The following is a 23,942-nucleotide window of genomic DNA, read 5'->3' on the forward strand; positions in this document are numbered from 1 at the left end:
TACAAAGCTAGATGGTATGGGAAACAGATCGTAACCGTAGCAAAAAACTTTCCGTCTAGTCAGCTTTGTTCGTGCTGTGGCTATCAAAACAAAGACGTGAAACATCTTGCTTTGCGTGAATGGGAATGTCCTGTGTGCCATACTCATCACGACCGAGATGTGAACGCAAGTATCAATATCAAAAACGAAGCGATTAGGCTTCTTAACCGCAGGAACTGTGGGGATCGCCTACTAAATAACCGAAAAAACTTTCGGTGTTCGTAGGAATCCGCTATGGCTTTAGCCTAGCGGTAGTTCAAGAACGGAACGTGTCATGCGGCTGGACAAATAGAAAAAAATAGAAAAAAGGGCGAGATGTTCGCCCTTTTTTTGTTAAAAGATTAAATGTGCCATGAAAACGATAATTGGCAATGTAATAAGTGTACGGAGAAGGAAGATGATCACTAAATCTTTAAATGTAATTGGTAATTTTGATGCAAGCAGTAATCCGCCAACTTCAGACATGTAAATAAGTTGTGTAACGGATACGCAGGCGATGACGAAGCGTGTGAACTCGCTCTCGATACCGCTTCCGATAATAGCTGGTAAAAACATATCTGCAAAGCCGACGACCATCGTCTGAGCAGCCGCAGCGGCTTCTGGCACTTGAAGAAGAGTTAAAATTGGTACAAACGGTTTACCGAGCCATTCAAATACTGGGGTTGTTTCTGCAATAATTAACGCAACAGTACCGATTGCCATGACAATAGGTAATACACCTAGCCACATATCAATCACGGTTTGCAAACCGTTTTTTAATAATTTTCCTATATGGCTATTGCGCTGGGCAACTTCAGTCGCTTGTTTTAATCCCCATTGAAAAGGTGTATACCCAGCAGGGATCGTTTCGTCAACAGGTACATGATGTTCATAGTAATACGTATCCGGCTTTTTAGATAATGGTGGGATGCGCGGCATAATGATCGCTGCCGCAAGACCAGCAACAACAATTGTAAAGTAGTATACACCAAACATATGTTCAAGCTTCATATACGTAATGACAACAATACTAAATGTAATGGATACGACGGAAAATGTTGTTCCGATGACAGCCGCTTCCCGTTTTGTATAAAAGCCATCCTCATATTGTTTATTCGTCAATAATACACCAATCGTTCCATCGCCGAGCCAAGAGGCGATACAGTCAATCGATGAGCGACCAGGCAGCTTAAATACAGGTCTCATAATTTTTGTTAAAAGTGCACCGCACAGTTCAAGTAGACCGAAATTTAAAAGTAACGGCAAAAATAAGCCGGCGAATAAAAACACAGAGAATAAAATTGGAATTAAACTATACAATAGCAAGGCCCCTGTATTTTCGGACCAAACCCATTCTGGACCAATTTTCCATAAGGTCATCGCCCCTAAAACGGATCCAACAACGCGAGCGCCGACAAACAAACCGTTTACATCAAATAGACGACGAAGAAAAGCGCTATCCATAATAAAAGAAGGTTGAGCTATTTTTGTAACGATCGTACCAATTGTAGCGGCAAACATAAACAACACTGAAATTGTTGGAATGATTGAATGAAACTGTCCTTCAACCCATTTGGCTAATATCGCTACAGGGATTGTCATTTCTCCTTTGTACGGAAAAGGTAACATAAATAGAAACACACCAATGAGTGATGGAATGAGAAACTTCATAGTGTCAGCAAATGTGTACGATGGAGTATGCTTACTCATCTGTTTAACCACCTTTCATTTATGTTTTGAAAACGGATACATAACATTGCTACTATCGTAATATAAAAATAAAAATAGTCAATATAACAAGACAATTCAGAAATATAAATAAATATACTCGGTGTATAAATATGAAGAAATAAAATTATATAAATACAAAAATATGAATCAATAACAATTTATTTATTGTAAAATAGGTAACATAGAGCATAATAAACCAAAACGATTATATAATCAATCATTTTTATGTATAAACGTTCAAATTCGAAATTTTTTGTTTTTCTTAACACATCGATGCGTGTATCTTTTTGCTTGTGCGGTATGATAAACAAAAATGTGAAAAGGGGAATAACGAATGTAGTACTACGCAAAGCCGATTGTCGTTGTTAGTGAATGTCTCGGTTTTTCTCCTTCTAAGCATAAATATTTGTTTATGGCTTATCATCAACAAAAGTTAAAACAACTTGGCAACATTGTTGCTAATCGTAACCGTTTACCGATAAAAGAAGTGTTTTTGCAGTATGAACTGTTTGCATGTCGCCCACGCCGCAATTCGAGTATTAATGTTTGTTAACATATGATTGGTTATTTTAAGCACGAGTTAAGCGGCGATGAGAAACGTTATGTCCATGAGTTGCTAGAAAAATATCGTGCTGGTAAGCTACCGTTAAGTAGTGTGACGGCGGTCATTCGGTGGGCTATTCGCTACCAAAATGATTATTTACTCAAGCAGCGGTATTTTCACCCCTATCCAGAGACGTTGCTTGACGTGACGGACTCAGGAAAAGGAAGGGATTATTGAAAAAGCGACAAGGGTTACCCATGTCGCTTTTTTGTTATGGCGTAATACACTGGAATACCAGATAAGGTAACAATGATTGATAAAAACGTGTCTAGCGGCGCATGAAGTACCGTGCTCATAATAATATAGGCTGTTCCGATAAGAGAAACGATTGGCGTAATTGGATAAAAAGGAACTCGATATAGCTGCTCGTTCGTTTCGGTTGATTTTCGTAATAAAAATACGGCAAAAAATGCAAAACCGTAAAATAAAAACACGCTGAAAATGGCAATGTCTGTTAAACGATCGGCGTTGCCAAGCAACATCATCACGATGGCAATCGTCACTTGCATAAGTGTTGCAAATACAGGTGTGCGCCATTTTGGGTGAAGATGGGCGAAGTAACGGGAAAACGGGAACAGCCCATCCGTTGCCATTGCAAATGGCATGCGCGGGAACGTCAAAACTTTTCCGTTTAAGCAACCAAAGATGGATATTAAAATACCGATGGCAATTAATTTTCCGCCAAATGCCCCGAATAACATTGTCGCTGCTTCACTTGCTGCGTTTGGTCCGAGTGCTACAATTTCATCGGCACGAAGTACGTGAAGCAATGCGATATTGACAGCTACATAGGCAAACATCACGATAAGAATACCAGTAATAATCGCTTTCGGTAATGTTTTCGCAGGGTTTTTCATTTCCCCAGCAACAAATCCAACGTTCATCCATCCGTCATATGCCCATAACGTTGCTAAAACGGCTGCCCCCATACTAATCGTTTGACTACTTCCGCTGTCCATGCCGAAAATAGGTACATTACCCTTGAACACCCCGAAGACAATGATAAGAAAAATAGGTAATAATTTCGCCGCTGTTAAAACACTTTGAACGATTCCACCAACCTGTGAGCCGAGCGTATTTACGATGGATAAAAATAAAACAGCGATGATGCCAATCCAAAGCTCATTTTCTTTCGGCAAACCGAAAACTCCTACAAATAATGCCCCGAAGTACAAGCCTAGCGCACCGATGACGGCAGGCCCATAAATGATGGTTTGTACCCATCCGCATAAAAAGCCCCAAAACTTCCCGTAAACTTTTTCAATATATACGTACAATCCACCTGTTTCAGGAATTTTTGAGCTCACTTCTGCAATCGTTAACCCACTAGCTAACGTAATGATTCCCCCGATAATCCAAGCGAGAAGAGCAAATGTTGAATTTCCAGTTGCTTCAATGACAACAGCGGGTTTCATAAAGATACCGGATCCTATCACAGTACCAACGACGATGGCTGTTGCTGTAATAAAGCCGATGCTTTGTTTCAATTCTGTTTTCGTCATGTTGTTCACCTCTAAAAAACAGTTGTTTTTTTGTGTCGGACAATCGATATTATAGCATGAGATGAATGAAAACTTCTTTTTTTGAAAATTAAAATATTGACAGGGAGAAAAGAAAAGAATAAGATAAAATTAAATTTGGTCTAAAGAAACTTTTTTAACCTTAATCATTATTGTTTGCTTGTTCCACATGTCACACGTTTTTTGTTCATGCATATAATGGGCGGCAAACAAATTTTTTTGGCTTTATGTTGCATTGAGGAAACTTTTATATCCTTATACAACTTTTGAAGGAGGATGTATATGAAAAAATGGTTGGTTGTATGGACCGTTTTATTATTGTTGTTCGGTTGTGAAACGAAAGCACCTAAAAAAGACGTTATTTACGTTGTCGCTACAACGGGGCAAATTGCAGATTTAGTTGAACATGTCGGGGGAGAGTATGTTCATGTGGAAGCGTTGATGGGGCCAGGGGTAGATCCGCATTTGTATAAAGCGACACAAGGTGACATTCAGAAGTTGAGTCAAGCAGACATCATCTTTTATAACGGGCTTCATTTAGAAGGAAAACTCGGAGAAATATTCACAAAAATGTCAAAAACGAAAAAAGTCGTCGCAGTAAGTGAAGCGATTCCGAAAGAGAAGTTAATTGAAATAGACGGAGTGTATGATCCGCACATATGGTTTGATCTTGATTTGTGGAGATATGCAACGCAAAAGGTAAGAGACGAATTAAGTGCAGTGGATCCGAAACATAAACAAATATATCAAAAACGAGCAGAAGCATATGAATCTCAACTCATGCAGTTAAAAGAGGAAGCCAAAAAAGAGATGAACGCCATTCCAAAAAAACAGCGTGTTTTAATTACAGCCCATGATGCTTTTCATTATTTCGGTCGTGCGTATGATATCGAAGTAGTTGGCCTACAAGGGTTAAGTACAGATGCAGAATACGGATTGAAAGATATTCAAGAACTTGTTGATATGATTGTTGACCGGAATATTCAAGCTGTATTTGTGGAAAGCAGTGTATCGAAAAAGGCAATTGAAGCGGTTGTTGAAGGAGCAAAACAGCGTGGCCATCACGTTTCGATTGGTGGAGAACTATTTTCAGATGCGCTCGGAAAAAAGGGGACTGAAGAAGGGACGTTCATTGGTATGTATCGTTACAATGTTAAAACGATTGCACAAGCATTGAAGGGGGAAGGACGATGAATCCGCTAGTTGTTGACCAAATGACAGTTGCGTATGATCGGCAACTTGTATTAGAAGATGTATCATTTTCTGTTCCAGAAGGAAAGTTAGTAGGGATTATCGGTCCAAACGGAGCAGGAAAATCAACATTAATGAAGGCGATGTTAAATTTTATTCCGCGTATGCACGGGAATGTTTTCGTATATGGCCAACCGTATGAGAAGCAAAGACATCTTGTCGGATACGTTCCGCAACGAAATTCTGTTGATTGGGATTTTCCAACGAATGCGCTTGATGTTGTATTGATGGGGAGATATGGTCATATCGGACTATGGAAACGACCACGAAAAGAAGACGTAGAGATTGCAATGCAATGTTTAGATAAAGTCGGCATGTTGCCTTATGCGAAACGGCAAATTAGCCAACTATCTGGTGGACAGCAGCAGCGCGTGTTTTTAGCGCGTGCACTCGCACAAGATGCTTCTATTTATCTTATGGATGAACCGTTTGTTGGAGTGGATGCCGCGACAGAAAAAGCGATTATTCAACTGTTAAATGAACTAAAAACGCGTGGAAAAACGGTATTGGTTGTCCATCATGATTTGCAAACGGTGCGAGATTATTTCGATTATGTTTTATTGTTAAATAAACGTGTCATAGCGTTTGGTGAAACGGAACGCACATTCACGTATGATCATATTCAAAACACGTATGGTGGAAAAGTGACTTTTCTCTCTGCCACACATATCGTGGGGTGAATAATATGGACATCAATGTTCAATGGGTATTTACAAGCATGGCACTGCTCGGATTAGCGAGCGGAATGATTGGTACGTTTGTACTGCTCAAAAAACAAAGTTTAATAGGGGATGCGATGGCGCATGCTGCACTTCCGGGGATTTGTATCGCTTTTCTTCTATATGGACAAAAATCGCTCCTTTTCTTTTTCATCGGTGCCGCTTGCTCAGGATATGTTGCTACAGCATGTATTCAGTTTATTGTTAAACATACGCGCATTAAAGAAGATGCAGCAATTGGCATTGTGTTGTCTGTATTTTTCGGTTTAGGGATCGTGTTATTGACATGGATCAATCAACATGAAGGTGGAAATCAAAGTGGAATTAACGACTTTTTGTTTGGAAAGGCAGCGTCATTGACTGGAAGTGATGTGAACGTGCTTGCTGTGACAACGATAATAATGATTATCATCACTTCTGTTTTTTTTAAAGAATTTAAGATCATTACATTTGATCGAGCGTTTGCGCAAGGAATTGGTGTACCGGTATCATTATTGAACGGTGTACTTATGTTTTTAATCGTCTCTGTTGTTGTCGTTGGTTTACAGGCGGTTGGTGTCGTGTTAATGTCTGCTTTACTTATTACGCCGGCGTTAGCTGCAAGATATTGGACAGAAAAACTAGAATGGATGACGTTGTTAGCCGGCGTATTTGGTGCTTTATCTGGAGTTGCTGGGGCATATGTGAGTTTGATTGCTTATGTGCCTACCGGTCCACTCGTTATTATTTTTGCGACGGCTCTGTTTCTCTTCTCGTTTTTATTCGCCCCGAAACGTGGTTTATGTAGCAAAATCATTCGTCGGCATGTAGAAAGAAAAAAATTGCGCGTGAAACAACTAATGTATGAGCGAGGGGAGCAGTTATGAGTTATACGATTTGGATTTTGCTTACTGCAACTCTTGTCGGGATTAACTGTGGATTAGTCGGTACATTTCTCGTATTACGGAAAATGTCGATGCTCTCTGATGCGATCAGTCATAGCGTATTGCTAGGAATTGTGGGGGCGTATATGGTAAGCCATCAACTGCAAGGGGTGTCTATGCTCATCGGCGCTTTGCTTGTCGGATTGCTAACAACATTTCTCGTCCAATTGTTGCATCAAAAGGGGGTGCAAAGTGACGCAGCCATCGGGGTTGTGTTTACATGCTTGTTTGCGATCGGGGTTGTCCTCATTTCCTTATTCGCAGATCGTGTTCATTTAGATGTCGAACATGCGCTGATGGGTGAAATTGCATTTGTGCCGTGGGATGTGCTGGAAGTTGGCGGACGAAGTATTGGACCGAAAGCCGTTTGGTTGCTTGGATTTGTTTTAGCGATCAATATATTCGTTATTGTTTTTGCTTACAAAGAATTAAAAATTAGCTCATTTGATAGTGAAATGGCAATTACGCTTGGAATTCCGGTCGTGCTGATTCACTACGTATTAATGGGGATGTTGTCGTTAACGACTGTTGCCTCATTTGATAGTGTTGGTGCCATTTTAGTTGTAGCGATGCTTATTGTACCAAGTGCAACAGCTTATTTGTGGACGGATCGACTTAGCACGATGCTTATATGTAGTGCTTTTATCGGTGTATTGGCATCGGTGATCGGCTACGTGGGAGCGACAGCATTCAACGTCTCTATTTCTGGAGCAATTGCTGTATCAACCGGTGTCATCTTCTTTGTTTCTTTATGGATTGCACCAAAACATGGGTTATTGCGGAAATGGATGAAAAAATCTCCTGCCTAGGCAGGAGATTTAGTCTTTTATTGCGGAAAGAAACGAATCAATAATACTTACATCATTTGTAACTAGAAAAGCAGGAAGTAATGCAATAATGGCCACAACCGTATTTTCTTATTTTTCTGTATTTTTGTCAATACTTTTGTCCGCGAAATTTTGGTGCGAAAATGATATAATAACAAAATAGTTGCTTTGAAGGGGGGGTACGATGCGAATACGAGAGTGGGATCGGAACTTACGTATTCGTTTAATTGGGGAGTCGTTAGTCGGAGTTACGTTTTGGATGATATTCCCTTTTATCGCGATATATTTTTCTGACATGTTTGGTAGAGAAAAAGCTGGGATATTGCTTGTTATTTCGCAATTTTTTTCTGTTGTTGCGAATTTGCTTGGGGGATATTTTGCTGATCGCTTTGGAAGAAAAAAAATGATGGTGCTCGCTGCGTGTGGGCAAGCAGTTGCTTTTTTCTTATTTGCATTAGTCAATTCTCCACTATTCTCATCACCTGTGATGAGTTTTATTTGTTTTGCCCTCGTAGGTGTATGCGGTTCACTGTATTGGCCTGCTAGTCAAGCGATGGTTGCCGATGTCGTGGCAGAAAAGGATCAAAGTAGTGTATTTGCTGTATTTTACACGATGAATAATGTAATGGTCGTTATTGGTCCGCTACTTGGAGGAATTTTTTATCCACAACATTTTTTTTACCTACTGCTCGTTGCCGGGGCATTTTGTGCAATTGTTGCTATCGTTTTGTTCATTTACTTAGAGGAAACGGCACCGTTGTGGGCGAAAACGACAGGAACATGGTACACTTTTTTTGTTGAGCAATTAAAAAATTATCGTCTTATTGCGAAAGACCGCACGTTTCTTTTGTTTATCGTTGCTGGTGTCCTCGTTGCTCAAACGTTTATGCAACTTGATATTTTAATCCCTGTGTATGTGAAAGACGTTGTTTCAGAGCAAACGTTAATTTCTACCGATCATTGGTCACTTTCGTTGAGCGGAGAAAAAGCATTTAGTGTACTTATTGCTGAAAATGGATTGCTTGTTGCTTTATTTACGGTGGCGGTAACGAAATGGATGGGAAACTACAAAGAAAAGTCGGTATTTGTATGGTCCTCTCTTTTGTATGGACTAGCTATTTTCTTTTTCGGTCAAACGACATCGCTTTGGATTATGGTCATTTTAATCGGTATATTTACACTTGCGGAACTTATGACGGTTGGTTTACAGCAAACATTTGTCGCTAGATTAGCCCCTGATCATATGCGAGGACAATATTTCGCAGCGGCGAGCTTGCGTTTTACGCTTGGTCGTATGATTGCTCCGCTCGTTTTAACGTTGCCGTTTGCGTATCATTGGACATTTTTTGTTTTAATGTTACTCGCTATATGTAGTGCATGGTTGTATGCTGTTATGTTTCAAATGATGGAAGGAAAGTCATCTTGTTAGTGGGTAATTGAAACAAACGATGTATAGAGAAGTGGTCACGTTGTCATTGACATCACGTGACTACTGATGTACATATATGATGTAAAGTCCCTTCTTTTTCTCATATTTTCCCTTTTCTTTTCATACATATGATGATGTAAATATAATGAGAAAAAGAGGGGAAATACGTGTGAGTGAACAAGGGGGATTACAAGACGAAGCGATGACACGAAGCGAACGACGAAAACGAAAGCGGACACATATTGTCTCCGTTTTATTACTCGTTGTAAGCGTGTGTGTCGTCAGTATATGGGGAATGACAAAAAAAGAGACAGGTGAGCAAAAAGTAATTGAGCAATTTATGACAGCGCTACGCCAAGAAGATGTACATACGTTGCGACAATTCATCGATATTCCGTTGGAAAGTGATGACACTTTTTTACCGTTGTTTGCATATTTGCGCAAACATCCTGAAGGTTATGAGCAAATTAGAAAAGAATTGAAGCAACAGCAAGACGATCGAGTTTACATAAAAGGATTAACGTCAACTCCTCCAGTTTTTCTCATGAAATTGTCGCAAGGAGTGTACAAATTTGAGCCGGCATTGTATCACGTATATGTGCAAACAAATGAAAAAGGGGCTCGCATTTTTATTAACGATACGGATGTCGGAGAGACAAATGTATCATTAACGAAAGTAGGATCATATATTCCGGGGTTATACGAGCTAAAATTAGTTACAGATGAACACGAACAGACGAAGCAACTATTGCTTTTTGGGGGAGAGCGGATTCGTATCGTTCATTTCTATTCGAATGAGTAGATGCAACGACATGTTGCGTCTTTTTTTATGAACAATTGAAACACTTCTTTTTGTCGATACGTAATATAATCATCATTTCCATTTCATAAAAAATCATAGTAAAATAAAGGATCATAGACGATGGGAGGACAACAATGAAACGGTTCATTCGGACGATATGGCGGTGGTTTGTATCATGGAACGTTGGTTTATTTAGCGCCCTTATTTCATTGTTGGCGTTTCGCTTACCGTTTCCTGTTTCATTTTTGATCGGGGCAAGTATAGGGGTGATGTATTCAATTTATATGAAGAAAAAAGAGAAGAAACATGTATCTCATCGTTCGAAAGATGAGCGGTTGAAAGACGCGAAAAAAAAGGTGCGGAAAATCGGGCAAAATTTATGGCGAATTCGTTCGATTTCGATGTTTTCTAAGCTTTCTCGTTTATACTCCATCTGTCAAAAAATGGTTGAAATTGTTGAAAAACAACCGGATCGTTTAGCTGTCGCGCAACCGTTTTTTAACACGACGTTAGATTCAATTGTTACAATTGTTGATAAATATATTTATTTAATGAAGCAGCCGGTGAAAAACGATGATATTCGCCAAGCGATCAGTGAAGCAGAACAAGCGCTTGACCTTGCACTGACGAAAGCAGAAAATCAACTATTGGACATGCTTGAAGAAGACTTGTTTGATTTACAAACGGAAGTAAAACTTGTGAAACATACGATTGCAACAGAAGAATCTCTTTCTTTGCCAACGAAACATACAGTAACAATGATGGAGGAGAAAAAGCATGAACAAGAACGATGAAGTACTTTGGACAAGTTCGATCGATTCGCTACTTGCCAATCCATTTGGAGAAGTGATAGAAGCGAGTGAAAAGTCACCATCTCCGCGTTTAATTGATCAATTAAAAGAGGAACATCGACAAAAAGCGCTAGCGCTTGCAGAGCAAATTGATCCGCGCAACCACCAGGCGATTTTACAGTACGGTGTAGCCGCACAGGCAGAGTTGTCACGCTTTTCGCATTCTATTTTAAATCATGTGCAAAAAAAAGATGCTGGTCCTGTTGGGGAAATTATTCATGAGCTGATGACAAAGATGAAAGAAGTAAATGTAGAAGATTTTGCAATAAATAAAAAAAGTTTTTTAGCACGCATGTTTCAATCTGTCACACAGTCTGTTCAACATATTTTATCTAAATATCAAAAGCTAGGCGTTGAAATTGATCGAATTGCGGATCAACTCGACAAACATCGTCAAATGTTATTTCGTGACATCATGATGTTAGAAACGTTATATGAAAAAAACAAAGAATATTTTGATGCATTAAACATTTACATTGCCGCCGCTGAAATAAAACTAGAACAGCTGCGAACAAAAACGATTCCTGAACTAGAGAAAAAGGCGTTACAGTCACAAAATCAAATGGATGTACAAGAAGTTAATGATATGATCCAATTTACTGATCGTCTTGAAAAGCGCATTCACGATTTAAAATTAAGCCGTCAAATTACGATTCAAACAGCACCGCAAATTCGACTGATTCAACATGTCAATCAAACGTTAGTCGAGCGCATTCAATCGTCCATTTTAACCGCCATTCCGCTTTGGAAAAACCAACTCGTCATCGCATTAACGTTGCTTCGCCAAAAGAAGGCGGTGGAAGCGCAAAAAGCGGTAACAAAAACGACGAATGAATTGCTGTTGCGTAACTCAGAGATGTTAAAAATGAACACGATTGAAGCAGCAAAAGAAAACGAGGAAGGACTTGTCAGCATTGAAACATTGAAAAAAACACAGGAAAATTTGTTAGTGACGCTTGAAGAAACGTTAAAAATTCAACAAGAAGGGCGCATGAAACGTCAACAGGTGGAACAGGAACTGATTGAGATGGAGGAGCAGTTAAAACAGCGGTTACTTACACTAAAAAGGGCTGAGTAAAATCAGCTCTTTTTTATTGATTTTATATACCTATTAGGGTATGATGTGTAAAGGAGGTAGACAACATGACTTATGCGTTTATTTTGATGTTCGTGTTATATGCTTTATATTATCGATACGTACCTGTTCGGGGTGTAAAGGAACTGCAAATGTTACCTACACATAAACATGTTACAATACTCGATGTGCGCGACTACAATGAAGCAGATGATATCGATAAGGCACATCGCATTCCAGTTGCGTATTTGAAACGTTATTATGAAACGATCCCGCACCGTGAAGTTATTGTCATTGCGAACGATGCTTTAGAGAAAAATGTCGCTATTCGCCTGTTAAGACGTTATCGTTTTTCTGTCAAAGGATATTATATAAAAGAAAAAGGAAACGTTCATAAATGGGATATGGTAGAATGTCACTAACTGTTCAAACTTTGCCGAAGATTTATTTGGTATAATACACTTACACGTACCTGTATATGGAGGGGATATATGATGAAAAAAATCGTTATTGTCGGCGGTGTAGCCGGGGGAGCTTCTGCCGCCGCTCGTTTACGTCGGTTAAGTGAGAAAGATGAAATTATTATGTTTGAACGTGGTGAATATATTTCGTTTGCAAACTGCGGACTTCCGTATTACATCGGGGATGTTATTCAAGAAAGAAGTAAGCTACTCGTACAAACGGTCGATGGCATGTCGAAACGATTTCGTATTGATGTACGCAATTTAAGTGAAGTGACAGCTATTCATCGTGAACGAAAAACGGTAACAGTAAGGAATTTACAAACAAATGAACAATATGAACAGCCATACGATGTCCTTATTTTATCACCGGGAGCGAAGCCAATTGTTCCGCCTATTCCAGGAATAGATCAAGCGAAAGCGCTGTTTACGTTGCGCAACGTACCGGATACCGATCGCATTCGTTCATTTGTTGACGATGAAAAGCCGAAACGTGCTGTCGTCATTGGTGGAGGCTTTATCGGTGTAGAAATGGCTGAAAACTTAACAGAGCGAGGCGTACATGTAACGCTTGTAGAGATGGCCAATCAAGTAATGGCGCCAATTGATTACGAAATGGCAGCTATTGTGCATACGCACATGAAGGAGCATGGGGTGGAATTAATTTTAGAAGATGGTGTGCAAGCGTTTGAAAACGAAGGAAGACGTGTCGTATTAAAAAGTGGTCGCGCGATCGATACAGATATGATTATTTTAGCGATTGGAGTTCAGCCAGAAAGCCAGTTGGCGAAAGAAGCGGGATTAGAACTTGGTTTTCGAGGTGCCATTAAAGTGAACGAGCATTTGCAAACATCTGATCCGAACATTTTTGCTATTGGCGACGCAATTGAAGTAAAAAGTTACGTCTATGGCTTTGAAACATTCGTTCCACTTGCTTGGCCAGCCAACCGTCAAGGTCGACTTGTCGCTGACTACATTAACGGTCGTGATGTCAAATACAATGGAACGCTCGGTACATCGATTGTGAAAGTTTTCCATATGACAGTTGCGGCAACAGGACTGAACGAAAAAGTATTGAAACATCACGGCATTGATTATGAAGTTGTTCACGTTCATCCAATGAGCCATGCTAGCTACTATCCAGGTGCTACTCAAATGACGTTAAAGTTAATTTTCGATCGGCAAGGGCGTATTTACGGGGTGCAAGCGGTAGGACAAGATGGAGTTGACAAGCGCATTGATGTCATCGCCACAGCGATTAAAGGCGGACTAACGGTATATGATTTACCTGATTTAGAACTGGCATATGCTCCACCGTTTTCATCGGCGAAAGATCCAGTAAACATGGCTGGGTATGTGGCATCGAACGTGCTTGATGGGATGGTTGAAACGGTACAATGGCATGAAATTGACGACATCGTCGCTGACGGTGGGTTGCTCATTGATGTTCGCACACCGAAAGAGCTAGAAACGAGAGGAGCAATTCCGGGCAGCATCAATATTCCGCTTGATGACTTGCGCGATCGTCTCCATGAATTGCCGAAAGATCAAACGATTTACGTCACATGCCAAGTTGGTTTACGTGGCTATTTAGCAACGCGCATTTTACAAGAGCATGGATTTAAAGCTAAAAATTTAGACGGTGGTTATAAATTGTATTCGAGTGTGAAACAGGGGGAATAAAGATGTTTGAAAATATTTTGCCAACAGAAACGGATACGCTACGTCATGAAACAAATGTTGAAGTTTTAGATGTTCGTGAAGCACATGAAGTAGCAGCAGGAAAAATTCCGGGTGCTTGCCACATTCCACTCGGACAGCTGTTTGCTCGTTTAAACGAACTTGACCAAAACAAAATATACATTGTCGTTTGCCATTCAGGAGGCAGAAGCGCATTAGCATGCGAATGGCTATCTGAACGAGGTTTTCGTGTGAAAAACATGGTTGGTGGCATGCTGAATTGGGAAGGGGAAGTGGCATAAGACTGGCGATGCGCCAGTCTTATTTTTTATGCATCTTTCTCCGTTTTATTGTAAAATGGAATACATACATTGGAAGTTAGAGACAGGAGAAGGGGAAAGATCGATGTGGAAAAATAAAAATGTCATGCTCATTTTTATTGGGGAGTTTGTTGTCGGAGTCGGTTTATGGCTTGGAATTATCGGGAATTTAGAGTTTATGCAGAAGCACGTTCCTTCTGATTTTGTAAAATCGCTCATTTTATTTTCTGGTTTGCTTGCTAGTGTTATCGTCAGTCCGATATCGGGGAGATGGATCGATACATATGCGAAAAAGCGTATCCTTCTCTATGCGGGTATCGGACGTATATGTAGCGTCATATTTATGTTATTTGCCTTAACATATGAATCTATTTTTCTTATGGTTTGCTTTATGATTTCGATTCAAATAGCGGCAGCGTTTTATTTTCCGACATTACAAGCAATTATTCCGCTTGTTGTTCGCGATGAGAAACAACTAATGACCATAAATGGTATACATATGAATATCTCCGCTTTGTCCCGCATTGCCGGCACTGCATTTGGTGGAGCGCTTCTTATGATTACGAGCTTATGGGCGCTATATATTGGGGCGATGATTGCGTACATTTTGCTTTTTTTGCTTACATTTTTTATCAATATCAAGGAGGAAAGACGGGAAACGCGCGATGAAAAGAAAGAAAAACAGCGGTTTACAGACATATTCCCTATCGTTCGCCAATTGCCGATTGTGTATATTGCCATCGTTTTGACGATTGTACCGCAGCTGTTCATTGGTGGATTTAACTTAATGGTCATTAATATTAGTGAATTGCAGCACGATCCGTCAATTAAAGGATGGTTGTATACTGTTGAAGGGATCGGGTTTTTGTGCGGCGCTTTTTTCATTAAGTATGTCGCTCGTGAGCACGCATATGTGAAATGGATGTACGGATTAGCTTGTTTTATTGCTTTCGCACAATTATCTTTACATTTCGCCCATATGAAATGGGTGTCGCTTGCCTCTTTTGGGTTGTTTGGGGTATGTGTCGGTTGTTTTTTCCCAATGGTTGCGACCATCTTTCAAACAAACGTTCCAAAAACGTATCATGGTCGCTTTTTTTCGTTTAAAAATATGTTTGATCGTGTAACCTTTCAAATTGTATTGTTGATTTCTGGATTTTTGTTAGATACGATTGGATTAGAACATATGGTCGTCTTGTTCGGAATCTTCTCGTTTCTGTTGATTATGTATACGATGTTCCATAAAAAAGAACATATATTAAAAAGCGAAGGTGTATAAATGCCTTCGCTTTTTAACCAATAATAACGCGCTCTTTTGGATAATGATACGTTTCTTTTTGATTGTTGCCACGAATGAGAAATAAAAATGATAAAATACCAATCCGTCCGATAAACATTAAAACAATAATAACTAACTTCCCGAATGTGCTTAGTTGTGATGTGATGCCCATGGACAAACCTGTCGTTCCAAAAGCGGAGCATACTTCAAAGACAATTTCTATCATGGTAAAAGGCTCCGAAAAGGAAAGGAGTAGGACAGCTAAAAAACAAAGAATGGAAGCTGTTCCAAACACAATAAACGATTTTAATATATCTTCATGATGAATTTCACGTTGGAATACTTTAATGGAATCTTTTCCTTTCGCGTAAAAGAAAATAGTTAACACGATAATCGCAAACGTCGTCGTCCGAATCCCTCCTCCTACGCTGCTTGGGGAAGCACCAATAAACATAAGTGCGCTTAAAACAAGCAATGTCGGTTCAGAAAATTCATGCACATCCATGGTCGCTAATCCGCCGTTACGAGAAGAGATCGACTGAAATAACGCATAAAAGAGTGATTCATGCCAAGTTTTATTTGCGAAAAAACGATGCGATTCAATCAATAAAATAGAACATGTTCCGAATAAAACAAGAAGAAAAAATGTAACGGTTGTTAATTTCGTAAAAAGGGAAAAACGATATTGTCTTTTTTGACGATGAAATAAAAATTCTTTAACTTCAATGAGCACAGGAAACCCGATGGCTCCTAACACGAGTAAAATCATATGTACGGTTTGAACAAAATAATCATTAGCGAATGGAATAAGCGACTGTCCTGTAATGTCAAATCCGGCGTTTGTCGTTGCGCTCACCGATGCAAAAAAGCCTTGAAAAAAAGCGTCCTGCCACGATGGAAAATAACGAAGAAAATAAATCCCCAAAATGACGGCACCAACCATTTCAATCGCGATAATGAGCGTTAAAATTTCTTTCATTAACTTTACTAATCCTGAAAATGTTGATTGATTTTGATCGGTCATAATGAGTTGGCGCTCACGAAAGCCGATTTTTTTTCCAAACATAAGCCAAATAAATGTACCAAGTGCCATAATCCCAATTCCACCGAATTGAAGAATAAAAGCTAATACAAATACACCCGGCGTATTAAACGTATCCGCTGTCGATACGACGGTTAGCCCTGTCACACTGATGGCGCTTACTGCCGTGAAGAGCGCATCAACAAAATGAAGTTCTACCCCAGGTTGATGAAAAATAGGAAGCCATAGTAAAAATGTCGATATACAAACAGCTGTAAAGTAAAATAAAACAATAAGCTGGACGGTTGACAGACGCGATAATTTTCGAGATTTCACAGCTTTACTCCCTCGCCCATTTTCGTTTTAAACATATTTTGATTTTGACAAATGGTGAAAAGGAATGCAAGTCTGTTTTTTCAATCAAGAAACATTTGTATTTACAAAATTTTTCGTTTTTTTATATTGGGGATATATACGAATGAGAGGTTGAGTATAATGTCAAAGTGCGGAAAAGGTTTATGGATGGTCATTGTCGCGGCAACGATGTGGGGACTCTCAGGAACAGCGGCACAATGGGTGTTCCAACAAAAACATGTAGGGACAGAATAGCTTGTTTGTGTGAGAATGATGATCTCAGGGCTTTGTCTATTAGCTTTTGCATCGTTTCGAGGTGTTCCTCTGTTTCACATTTGGCGTGAGCGGAGTAGTTGGATGTTGCTTATTTTATTTAGTCTAGTAGGAATGCTCGGTGTACAATATACATACTTTCTTTCCATCGCATATGGTAATGCGGTCGGCTTTTTTATTTGTTGTATAATGATGTTTGGAGGGATATATGTGCAAATAAATACAGTCATTTTACGATACTTAGAAATGGAATTGAAATCACCGTTTACAACAAGCTTCGGAACAATGAAAAGAAGACCTGTTCTGTTAGTTGAAGTAATTGATGAACATGGTGTGCGTGGATGGGGAGAAGGTGTTGCGTTTGCTGCACCTTGGTATACGGAAGAAACGATCGAAACGATGTGGCATATGCTTGAAGCTTTTTTAATCCCCCTTCTTTTCCAAGCTCCCGTTCATCATCCGGATGAATTGCTTGAACGGTTTTCGATCGTTCGTCGCAATTATATGGCAAAAGCGGCGCTTGAAGGAGCTGTATGGGACTTGTTTGCTAAGCGGCATCATATTCCGTTACACGTAGCATTAGGCGGCGAAAAAAAAGAAGTAGAAGTCGGCGTAAGCATCGGTATTCAACCGATAACGGATTTATTAAAACGGATGGAGCAGGCGCTTATAGAAGGATATAGACGTGTAAAAATAAAAATTAAGCCGGGGTGGGATATAGATGTCGTTCGCGCTGTTCGTCATCATTTTCCCCATGTGCCGCTTATGGTTGATGCGAACTGTGCTTATTCGTTACGAGACATCGCCCGTCTGCAAGCGCTTGATGATTATGAATTGCTTATGATTGAGCAGCCGCTTGCTGTGGACGATATTGTTGACCATGCGAAATTACAAGCGAAGCTAAAAACGCCGATTTGTTTAGATGAAAGCATTTGTTCATATGAAGATGCAAAAAGGGCGATTGAGCTAAAAAGTTGTCGCGTCATCAACATAAAAATTGGCCGAGTAGGTGGATTAACGGAAGCAAAACGTATTCATGACTTATGTCAGCAACATCATCTTCCTGTATGGTGCGGTGGGATGTTAGAAGGTGGGGTTGGGCGAGCGCACAGCATCGCTTTAGCGACACTTCCATATTTCTCGTTCCCTAGCGATACAGCTGCATCGGCAAATTATTGGGAACGTGATTTCATTACCCCCGAAGTGACTGTCCGTGATGGGCGAATTTTCGTTCGACATGAGTTCGGAATTGGCTATGAAGTTGATGTGACAGAAGTCGAAAAGCGTACAGTTCGTTTAAAAATATGTAAACGTTCGAGAGGATGATCATATGTTTGACCCGACGATTTTTGATAATTTAAAAACGGTGGTAGAAGGGGCAATTTACGACTTAGATATAAGCGATGAAAGCATCGCTGTCGTGGATCGCTCAGACGTTGTTGACTTAGCAAAATTTACGCGCGCGTACGCCCTTTCTTTTCAATTGCGCCATGCCCACCAAGTGACGTGTACCGTTTCGCTTCAAATGACGCTTCAACATATTGCGAACGAGTTGCTATATGAAGATGTCGCGCGAGCTGGTTGCACCGTGACGGTTTCGTTTTCTTTTTCAGCAATAAACGTCGATTGCGTACAAGTTGAACAGACGCTAAAGCATATTTGGGGGGAACACCGTACGGTTATACAAACGCTGACGTACACATATCCAACAGAGGAACGGTACACTCATCAAGTGATGATTGATTTCGGGCGTACGATTAACGAAAGTCATATCGATGATTTATTACATATGATTCCGTACATGATCCGTTCGCTTGAGCAACTTCAACGATATGCGATGTAAAAATGATTGAAGGAATGAACTATTCCAAGTATGATAGAATTGAAAATGATTATAGTTATCATACTTGGAGTGTGGCAAAATGAAAAAAGTGCATTTTTGCAAGAAAAATAAATTCGCAACAAAAACGTTATATACGTTTTTAAAAAACACGTTCAAGCATGTAAAAATCAAAAGGAAAGATTGTGTGGGCAAATGTAAAACGTGTAAACATTGTCCGTTTATTTTACTCGATGGTGAAGTTGTAAAAGCGAAGACAACGGATGAATTGTATGATCGCATTTCTTATGAAATAACAAAACAATGGTGGGCGTTTCGAAAAAAATAAGCAGGAATTTTTTCATTTTCGTTTAATTTCATGTACGAAGGGGGGAGAATGATGTGGTCAGAAGTTAAACATATGTTATCTCGCACGCTGTCCTCGCTTTCTTTTCAAACATGGATTGAAGGAACGACAGCGACGGTAGAAGACGATAAAGTAATTGTCCATTGTACAAACCCGTTACAAAAAAATTGGCTGAAAGCATTGTATGCATCCTACATTGAACAAGCAGTTGAAAAAGTTTGCGGCAAACGAATGATTATTCAGTTTGAGGCGCCCCATGAGCTGTCTGATGAACAATTTATGCTGATATGGAACTATATGATCGCCCTTGAAAAACAGACGTGGAACCTCGAAGCGCGCGTAACGAAAGTGGAACGACGAATGGAAGAAATAGAAAAAGAAGTAGCCCAACTGCGTGAACGAACCGAATTTCTTGAACGACTACTAGCAGCCGATGAGCAACCAATAACAAAAACGTATATTCATTAAAATTAAAATAGGAAAATGTATAGGTAGGTCGGATCATATCTAAGCATATTTCGTAATCAAAGGGTGTCACTGTGCAAGTTTAGACACCCTTTGATTTATTTTTACAAAAACGGATTGCGCCATTCCATGAGCAAGGCGTAGTTGCACGACTGGGCATCTTCTAAGTAATTGGCGACGACCTTCACAGGTGTGCGACCGCAACGAAGTAAAAATGTAATGACAGGGTCTTTTAGTACCCCTTTAATAACCGCATCTACATATTGTTCGGCCGTCATTTCATTTGCATATTGATAATATGCTGGCATGCGACTGCCACCTAATAACCGTTCGAGTTTTTCATGAACGACAACTTCATACATCGACTGCATAAGCCATTTTCCCAAGCCGATTTTTCACCATTATAGCGAATATGTTTTATTTTGTCTGAGTGAAAGCATTGTTTATATAGAAAAAACGATATGTGTGCTACAATAGCGATAAAAAGGAGGAGATACAAATGAGTGTTTACGATTTTCATGTGCGCACGATCCGTGGTGAAGATCAATCGCTAGCACGATATAAAGGAAATGTACTATTGATCGTTAATACGGCAAGTAAATGTGGATTGACGCCGCAATATGAACAATTACAACAGCTGTATGATAAATATAAAGATCGTGGTTTTGTTGTGCTCGGTTTCCCGTGCAATCAGTTCGGAAATCAAGAGCCGGGATCTGAAGAAGAAATTTCACAATTTTGTCAATTGAATTACGGTGTAACGTTTCCGATGTTCGCGAAAGTGGACGTAAACGGTTCGAATGCTCATCCACTCTTCGTTTACTTAGCTGAACAAGCGCCAGGCATGTTAGGAACGAAAGCGGTGAAGTGGAATTTTACAAAGTTTTTAGTCGACCGAAACGGGCAAGTCGTTGCACGTTTTGCACCAACGACAAAGCCGTTGGAACTAGAACAACATATTGAACAATTGCTTAGTGAAACCGTCTCTGAATGAAAAGAGGCGGTTTTTTGTTGGGCGTAATGGATACGTCTATACGAAAAATGTTTTAGTGCATATGTTGAGATAGTAGGATTGATGTCAAATAGGAGGGGTTATATGTTCGTTGAACCGTGGATCGTAGATGAAACGATGCCTGAATTTTTCGTGCCAGACTATATTGAACAGATGGCAGAAGATGTGTTGCGTTATTATGACTTATCTGTTCAAAGTAGGCAAGTCGTGACGACGAAACCGGATAAAGGGGGAGCTATTTGGAAGTTAGAAACGAACAAAGGTCCAAAAAGTTTAAAATTGCTTCACCGTCGTCCAACCCGAAGTTTGTTTAGCCTCGGTGCACAACGTTATTTAGTCGATGTACAAAAAGCTAACGTTCCGCCGATCGTACAAACGAAAGAAGGAATGGATTATGTGGAAATGGGTGGAAAACTATGGTTTGTAGCGGAATGGATTGAGCCGCTATTCCCAGCAGCAAAAGATTTACAAGGAGCGAAGCAGCTTTGTTATGCACTTGGTGAATTTCACCGTTTAAGCAAAGGGTACGTTCCCCCGAAAGGCGCAGAAGTCGCCTCACGTTTGTATAAATGGCCGAAGACGTACGAAAAAACAATCATTAAAATGGATTGGTTTCGTCAATTAGCTAACGTGTATAAAGAAATGCCAGCAAGCACTAAGCTGTTGCAAGTTGTTGATCGCTTTCAAGCTCAAGCGCGTGACAGTTTTATAAGACTTCAACAATCGCCATACAACCAACTCGTTGAGCGCGGACATAGCGAATGGGGGCTCGTGCATCAAGATTATGGGTGGTCGAACGGTCAAATGGGTGCAAATGGCATGTGGATTATTGATTTAGATGGTGTTGCATTTGATTTACCGATCCGCGACTTACGAAAACTCATCTCTGGTACGATGGCTGATTTATATCGTTGGGACGTTCATTGGGTGCGTGAAATGATTCGAGCATACCACGAAGCGAATCCAATTGACGCTTCATTATATGATGTATTGATGATCGATTTGTCACTTCCGAATGAATTTTACAAAAATATAAAAGAAGTAGTATATGACCCAGAGTTATTTCTAACGGGGCAAACAACGCAACTTATCGACATACTCGTTGCTACAGATGAAACAAAATGGCCAGTGCTTGCAGAAATTGAAAACGACTGGAAGGAGAATAGAAATATATGAACGTTTTAATGATTTGTACAGAAAAACTACCTGTTCCTCCCGTACTTGGTGGTGCGATTCAAACGTATATTGCAGGCATTCTTCCTCATCTTCGGCACGCACACCGCATTACTGTGCTAGGTGTACAACACGAAACATTGCCAAACGAAGAGACGATCGACGGTATCCACTACGTACGTGTTCCAGGGAGCGTATTTGATACGTATTGCAATCACGTCGTTCAATATGTGAGAGATCATACGTTTGACCTCATTCATATTTTTAATCGTCCACGCCTTGTTTTGCCGATCCGTCAAGTTGCCCCTCATGCCAAAATAACACTTAGCATGCATAACGACATGTTTCAACTAACGAAAATCAATCGGGAAGAAGGAGAAGAAGTTGTCCGTCAAGTGTCGGCAATTGTGACAATTAGCAACTATATTGGTCAAGTCATTTGTGAACTATATCCAGAAGCGGAAGGAAAACTGCGGACGATTTACTCTGGCGTTGACTCCGAGCGGTTTTTGCCGGGGAACCATCCAAATATGGCATCCATTCGGAAACAACTACGCCAAACGCACGGAATCGATCAAAAAACGGTCATTTTATATGCTGGACGTTTATCGCCAAATAAAGGGGTCGACAAACTGATCCAAGCGTTGCCGGAGCTTGCGAAACGATTTAACGACTTAGCGCTCGTCATTGTTGGAAGCAAATGGTTTAGTGAAGAAGGAACAACCGATTATATTGCTTACGTTCGCTCGTTAGCCAAAAGATTGCCAGTCCCTGTTGTAGCGACAGGATTCGTACCACCAAACGAAATTCAAAACTGGTTTGCCGCAGCTGATTTGTTCGTTTGTACATCTCAGTGGCAAGAGCCGCTTGCTCGTGTTCACTACGAAGCGATGGCGGCAGGGCTTCCGATCGTTACAACTGCCCGTGGCGGCAATGCAGAAGTTATTGTCCCGAATGAAAACGGTATCGTTGTTGAGAAACCGGAAGACCCTCAAGACTTTATTGAAAAAATGACGCACGTTTTATCTAATCGAACACTTATGAAAAAAATGGGGGAAAACGGACGTAAGCTAGCAACGTCGCTTTACCGTTGGGAGCGCGTGGCGTCAGATGTACTACATGTATGGCAACATGTCGAACAAACTGATCTTTCTCCAATACAAGCAACTGTCTCTGTTGAAGAAATGGTTGAGCAAGTCGTTGAAAAACAACCGACCGAGCCGGTTTTACAACCTTCACAACCAATTCAAGAAGAAGTAGTGTTAAACAAGAAGAGGAAAAAAACATTCGTGTGGGCGATTACGACATAAAACTCCCACTTACGCTTGTGGGGGTTTCGGTCTCGTTTGCATATATAAATAAAAGTCGTCACTTTGTTTTTCTGTTATCACATCACGTAAAATTTGAGCAAGTACCGTGCTATACACTGTTCCGTTATCCCCATAAGCATAAACAAAATAGCAGTTTGGAAACGAGTCGTATACGCCGATCATCGGGAGATCGTCATGTGTCCCATTCAAGTTTTGCTACATCTTCAGCAACGCTCGCATAATACAAGCTATCTCTTCTTTGGAATTGTACGTCGATATGTAATTGATTAGCGGCTCGCTCCAGCTCATCGACCGCTTGCCGGCAAAGTGTTAAATGACGGGCGGCATACGTTTCGCCAAAGCTGTTGACAAGCTCAAAAAACATTTTATCGCCGAGACATTGAATAAGGGGGGGATTCGTCATCGTACTTCCGTATCCTGCTTTTCGTTTATCGACGACGACAACGTCCAAACCTGTTTCGCATAAATAATAAGCACATAAAGTCCCCGATCCTCCTGCTCCTACGATAAGTACGTCGCATTGTATATCCTCGTCAAGCGGTGGATGTGAAGGAGCATCAGGAAATGTCGTTGGCCAGTATAATTTTCCTGTTTGCAAATCTATAGTGACAGCTACCTTTCACGTTTGTTTTGGTCT

Annotated in this window: 24 protein-coding genes and 3 pseudogenes; 21 read left to right on the forward strand and 6 right to left on the reverse strand. The window is 40.3% G+C overall.

The genetic code is table 11. The features are described from left to right. Positions 1-264, forward strand: a 264-nt coding sequence (locus BM213_RS03085) for a zinc ribbon domain-containing protein (protein ID WP_208601856.1), incomplete at its 5' end; no start/stop codon positions are given. A 108-nt stretch (positions 265-372) separates the two neighbouring features. Here BM213_RS03085 and BM213_RS03090 read toward each other — a convergent pair. Beyond that, positions 373-1,728 carry a YjiH family protein gene (locus BM213_RS03090; RefSeq protein ID WP_091700776.1) on the reverse strand — a complete coding sequence of 452 codons (1,356 nt, stop codon included), beginning with the start codon at positions 1,726-1,728 and terminating at the stop codon, positions 373-375. 433 nt (positions 1,729-2,161) lie between these two features. Between BM213_RS03090 and BM213_RS14780 the strand changes: the two are divergent. Next, positions 2,162-2,530, forward strand: a pseudogene (locus BM213_RS14780) (DUF1722 domain-containing protein). 14 nt (positions 2,531-2,544) lie between these two features. Here BM213_RS14780 and BM213_RS03105 read toward each other — a convergent pair. Beyond that, positions 2,545-3,855 (reverse strand): APC family permease, encoded by a 1,311-nt coding sequence (locus tag BM213_RS03105; protein ID WP_091700784.1) that lies wholly within the window; start codon positions 3,853-3,855, stop codon positions 2,545-2,547. A gap of 300 nt (positions 3,856-4,155) precedes the next feature. Between BM213_RS03105 and BM213_RS03110 the strand changes: the two genes are divergently transcribed. From BM213_RS03110 to BM213_RS03165, 12 genes are all read left to right on the forward strand, one after another. Then, positions 4,156-5,067, forward strand: coding sequence for a metal ABC transporter solute-binding protein, Zn/Mn family (locus tag BM213_RS03110; protein WP_091700787.1), 912 nt, complete (start codon positions 4,156-4,158; stop codon positions 5,065-5,067). Continuing rightward, positions 5,064-5,804, forward strand: coding sequence for a metal ABC transporter ATP-binding protein (locus BM213_RS03115; RefSeq protein ID WP_091700789.1), 741 nt, complete (start codon positions 5,064-5,066; stop codon positions 5,802-5,804). The genes BM213_RS03110 and BM213_RS03115 overlap by 4 nt, the downstream gene beginning before the upstream one ends. A gap of 5 nt (positions 5,805-5,809) precedes the next feature. Beyond that, on the forward strand, positions 5,810-6,709 hold the full coding sequence (locus BM213_RS03120; RefSeq protein ID WP_091700792.1) for a metal ABC transporter permease: 900 nt from the start codon (positions 5,810-5,812) through the stop codon (positions 6,707-6,709). After that, positions 6,706-7,575, forward strand: a complete 870-nt coding sequence (locus tag BM213_RS03125) for a metal ABC transporter permease (protein WP_091700795.1) — start codon at positions 6,706-6,708, stop codon at positions 7,573-7,575. The genes BM213_RS03120 and BM213_RS03125 overlap by 4 nt, the downstream gene beginning before the upstream one ends. Before the next feature lie 202 nt (positions 7,576-7,777). Next, entirely contained in the window at positions 7,778-9,022 is a 1,245-nt protein-coding gene (locus BM213_RS03130) for an MDR family MFS transporter (RefSeq protein WP_091700798.1), read from the forward strand. Positions 9,023-9,191: 169 nt separating this feature from the next. Then, the gene (locus BM213_RS03135) at positions 9,192-9,824 is read left to right on the forward strand and encodes a PEGA domain-containing protein (RefSeq protein WP_091700801.1); all 633 of its coding nucleotides are present in this window, start codon (positions 9,192-9,194) and stop codon (positions 9,822-9,824) included. 134 nt (positions 9,825-9,958) lie between these two features. Next, on the forward strand, positions 9,959-10,618 hold the full coding sequence (locus BM213_RS03140; protein WP_091700804.1) for a 5-bromo-4-chloroindolyl phosphate hydrolysis family protein: 660 nt from the start codon (positions 9,959-9,961) through the stop codon (positions 10,616-10,618). Next, a complete protein-coding gene (locus BM213_RS03145; protein WP_091700806.1) occupies positions 10,602-11,753 on the forward strand; it encodes a toxic anion resistance protein in 1,152 nt (383 codons plus the stop codon). Before BM213_RS03140 ends, BM213_RS03145 begins: the two co-directional genes overlap by 17 nt. 65 nt (positions 11,754-11,818) lie before the next feature. Continuing rightward, on the forward strand, positions 11,819-12,172 hold the full coding sequence (locus BM213_RS03150; protein WP_091700809.1) for a rhodanese-like domain-containing protein: 354 nt from the start codon (positions 11,819-11,821) through the stop codon (positions 12,170-12,172). Between the two features lie 72 nt (positions 12,173-12,244). Beyond that, entirely contained in the window at positions 12,245-13,894 is a 1,650-nt protein-coding gene (gene cdr / locus BM213_RS03155; RefSeq protein WP_091700869.1) for a CoA-disulfide reductase, read from the forward strand. Positions 13,895-13,896: 2 nt separating this feature from the next. Beyond that, positions 13,897-14,193 carry a rhodanese-like domain-containing protein gene (locus BM213_RS03160; protein WP_091700811.1) on the forward strand — a complete coding sequence of 99 codons (297 nt, stop codon included), beginning with the start codon at positions 13,897-13,899 and terminating at the stop codon, positions 14,191-14,193. A 103-nt stretch (positions 14,194-14,296) separates the two neighbouring features. Beyond that, positions 14,297-15,490, forward strand: coding sequence for an MFS transporter (locus tag BM213_RS03165; protein WP_091700816.1), 1,194 nt, complete (start codon positions 14,297-14,299; stop codon positions 15,488-15,490). 13 nt (positions 15,491-15,503) lie between these two features. Here BM213_RS03165 and BM213_RS03170 read toward each other — a convergent pair whose 3' ends face one another. Continuing rightward, positions 15,504-16,847 carry a TrkH family potassium uptake protein gene (locus tag BM213_RS03170; RefSeq protein ID WP_091700821.1) on the reverse strand — a complete coding sequence of 448 codons (1,344 nt, stop codon included), beginning with the start codon at positions 16,845-16,847 and terminating at the stop codon, positions 15,504-15,506. A 483-nt stretch (positions 16,848-17,330) separates the two neighbouring features. Here BM213_RS03170 and menC point away from each other — a divergent pair, with 483 nt between their 5' ends. From menC to BM213_RS03195, 4 genes are all read left to right on the forward strand, one after another. Next, a complete protein-coding gene (gene menC, locus BM213_RS03180; RefSeq protein WP_244149169.1) occupies positions 17,331-18,464 on the forward strand; it encodes an o-succinylbenzoate synthase in 1,134 nt (377 codons plus the stop codon). A gap of 4 nt (positions 18,465-18,468) precedes the next feature. After that, positions 18,469-18,981 carry a hypothetical protein gene (locus BM213_RS03185; RefSeq protein WP_091700824.1) on the forward strand — a complete coding sequence of 171 codons (513 nt, stop codon included), beginning with the start codon at positions 18,469-18,471 and terminating at the stop codon, positions 18,979-18,981. A 79-nt stretch (positions 18,982-19,060) separates the two neighbouring features. Further along, entirely contained in the window at positions 19,061-19,306 is a 246-nt protein-coding gene (locus BM213_RS03190) for a DUF1450 domain-containing protein (protein ID WP_003395969.1), read from the forward strand. A gap of 51 nt (positions 19,307-19,357) precedes the next feature. Next, positions 19,358-19,792, forward strand: a complete 435-nt coding sequence (locus tag BM213_RS03195; RefSeq protein ID WP_091700826.1) for a DnaA N-terminal domain-containing protein — start codon at positions 19,358-19,360, stop codon at positions 19,790-19,792. A 101-nt stretch (positions 19,793-19,893) separates the two neighbouring features. Here BM213_RS03195 and BM213_RS03200 read toward each other — a convergent pair. After that, positions 19,894-20,184 (reverse strand): annotated as a pseudogene (locus BM213_RS03200) (GNAT family N-acetyltransferase); the annotation flags it as partial. Between the two features lie 104 nt (positions 20,185-20,288). Here BM213_RS03200 and BM213_RS03205 point away from each other — a divergent pair. From BM213_RS03205 to BM213_RS03215, 3 genes are all read left to right on the forward strand, one after another. Further along, complete coding sequence (locus tag BM213_RS03205; RefSeq protein WP_091700829.1) at positions 20,289-20,783, forward strand: glutathione peroxidase; 495 nt, start codon at positions 20,289-20,291, stop codon at positions 20,781-20,783. A gap of 102 nt (positions 20,784-20,885) precedes the next feature. Continuing rightward, positions 20,886-21,977 (forward strand): CotS family spore coat protein, encoded by a 1,092-nt coding sequence (locus tag BM213_RS03210; RefSeq protein ID WP_167357362.1) that lies wholly within the window; start codon positions 20,886-20,888, stop codon positions 21,975-21,977. Beyond that, complete coding sequence (locus BM213_RS03215) at positions 21,974-23,284, forward strand: glycosyltransferase family 4 protein (RefSeq protein ID WP_091700834.1); 1,311 nt, start codon at positions 21,974-21,976, stop codon at positions 23,282-23,284. The genes BM213_RS03210 and BM213_RS03215 overlap by 4 nt, the downstream gene beginning before the upstream one ends. 9 nt (positions 23,285-23,293) lie before the next feature. Here BM213_RS03215 and BM213_RS15260 read toward each other — a convergent pair whose 3' ends face one another. Next, the gene (locus BM213_RS15260) at positions 23,294-23,494 is read right to left on the reverse strand and encodes a hypothetical protein (RefSeq protein WP_425265905.1); all 201 of its coding nucleotides are present in this window, start codon (positions 23,492-23,494) and stop codon (positions 23,294-23,296) included. Then, a pseudogene (locus BM213_RS03220) lies at positions 23,490-23,909 on the reverse strand (NAD(P)/FAD-dependent oxidoreductase); the annotation flags it as partial. The gene BM213_RS15260 and the pseudogene BM213_RS03220, both read right to left, overlap by 5 nt. Positions 23,910-23,942 lie beyond the last annotated feature (33 nt).

The sequence above is a fragment of the Anoxybacillus pushchinoensis genome (assembly GCF_900111795.1).
GTDB classification, from domain to species: Bacteria; Bacillota; Bacilli; order Bacillales; family Anoxybacillaceae; genus Anoxybacillus; species Anoxybacillus pushchinoensis.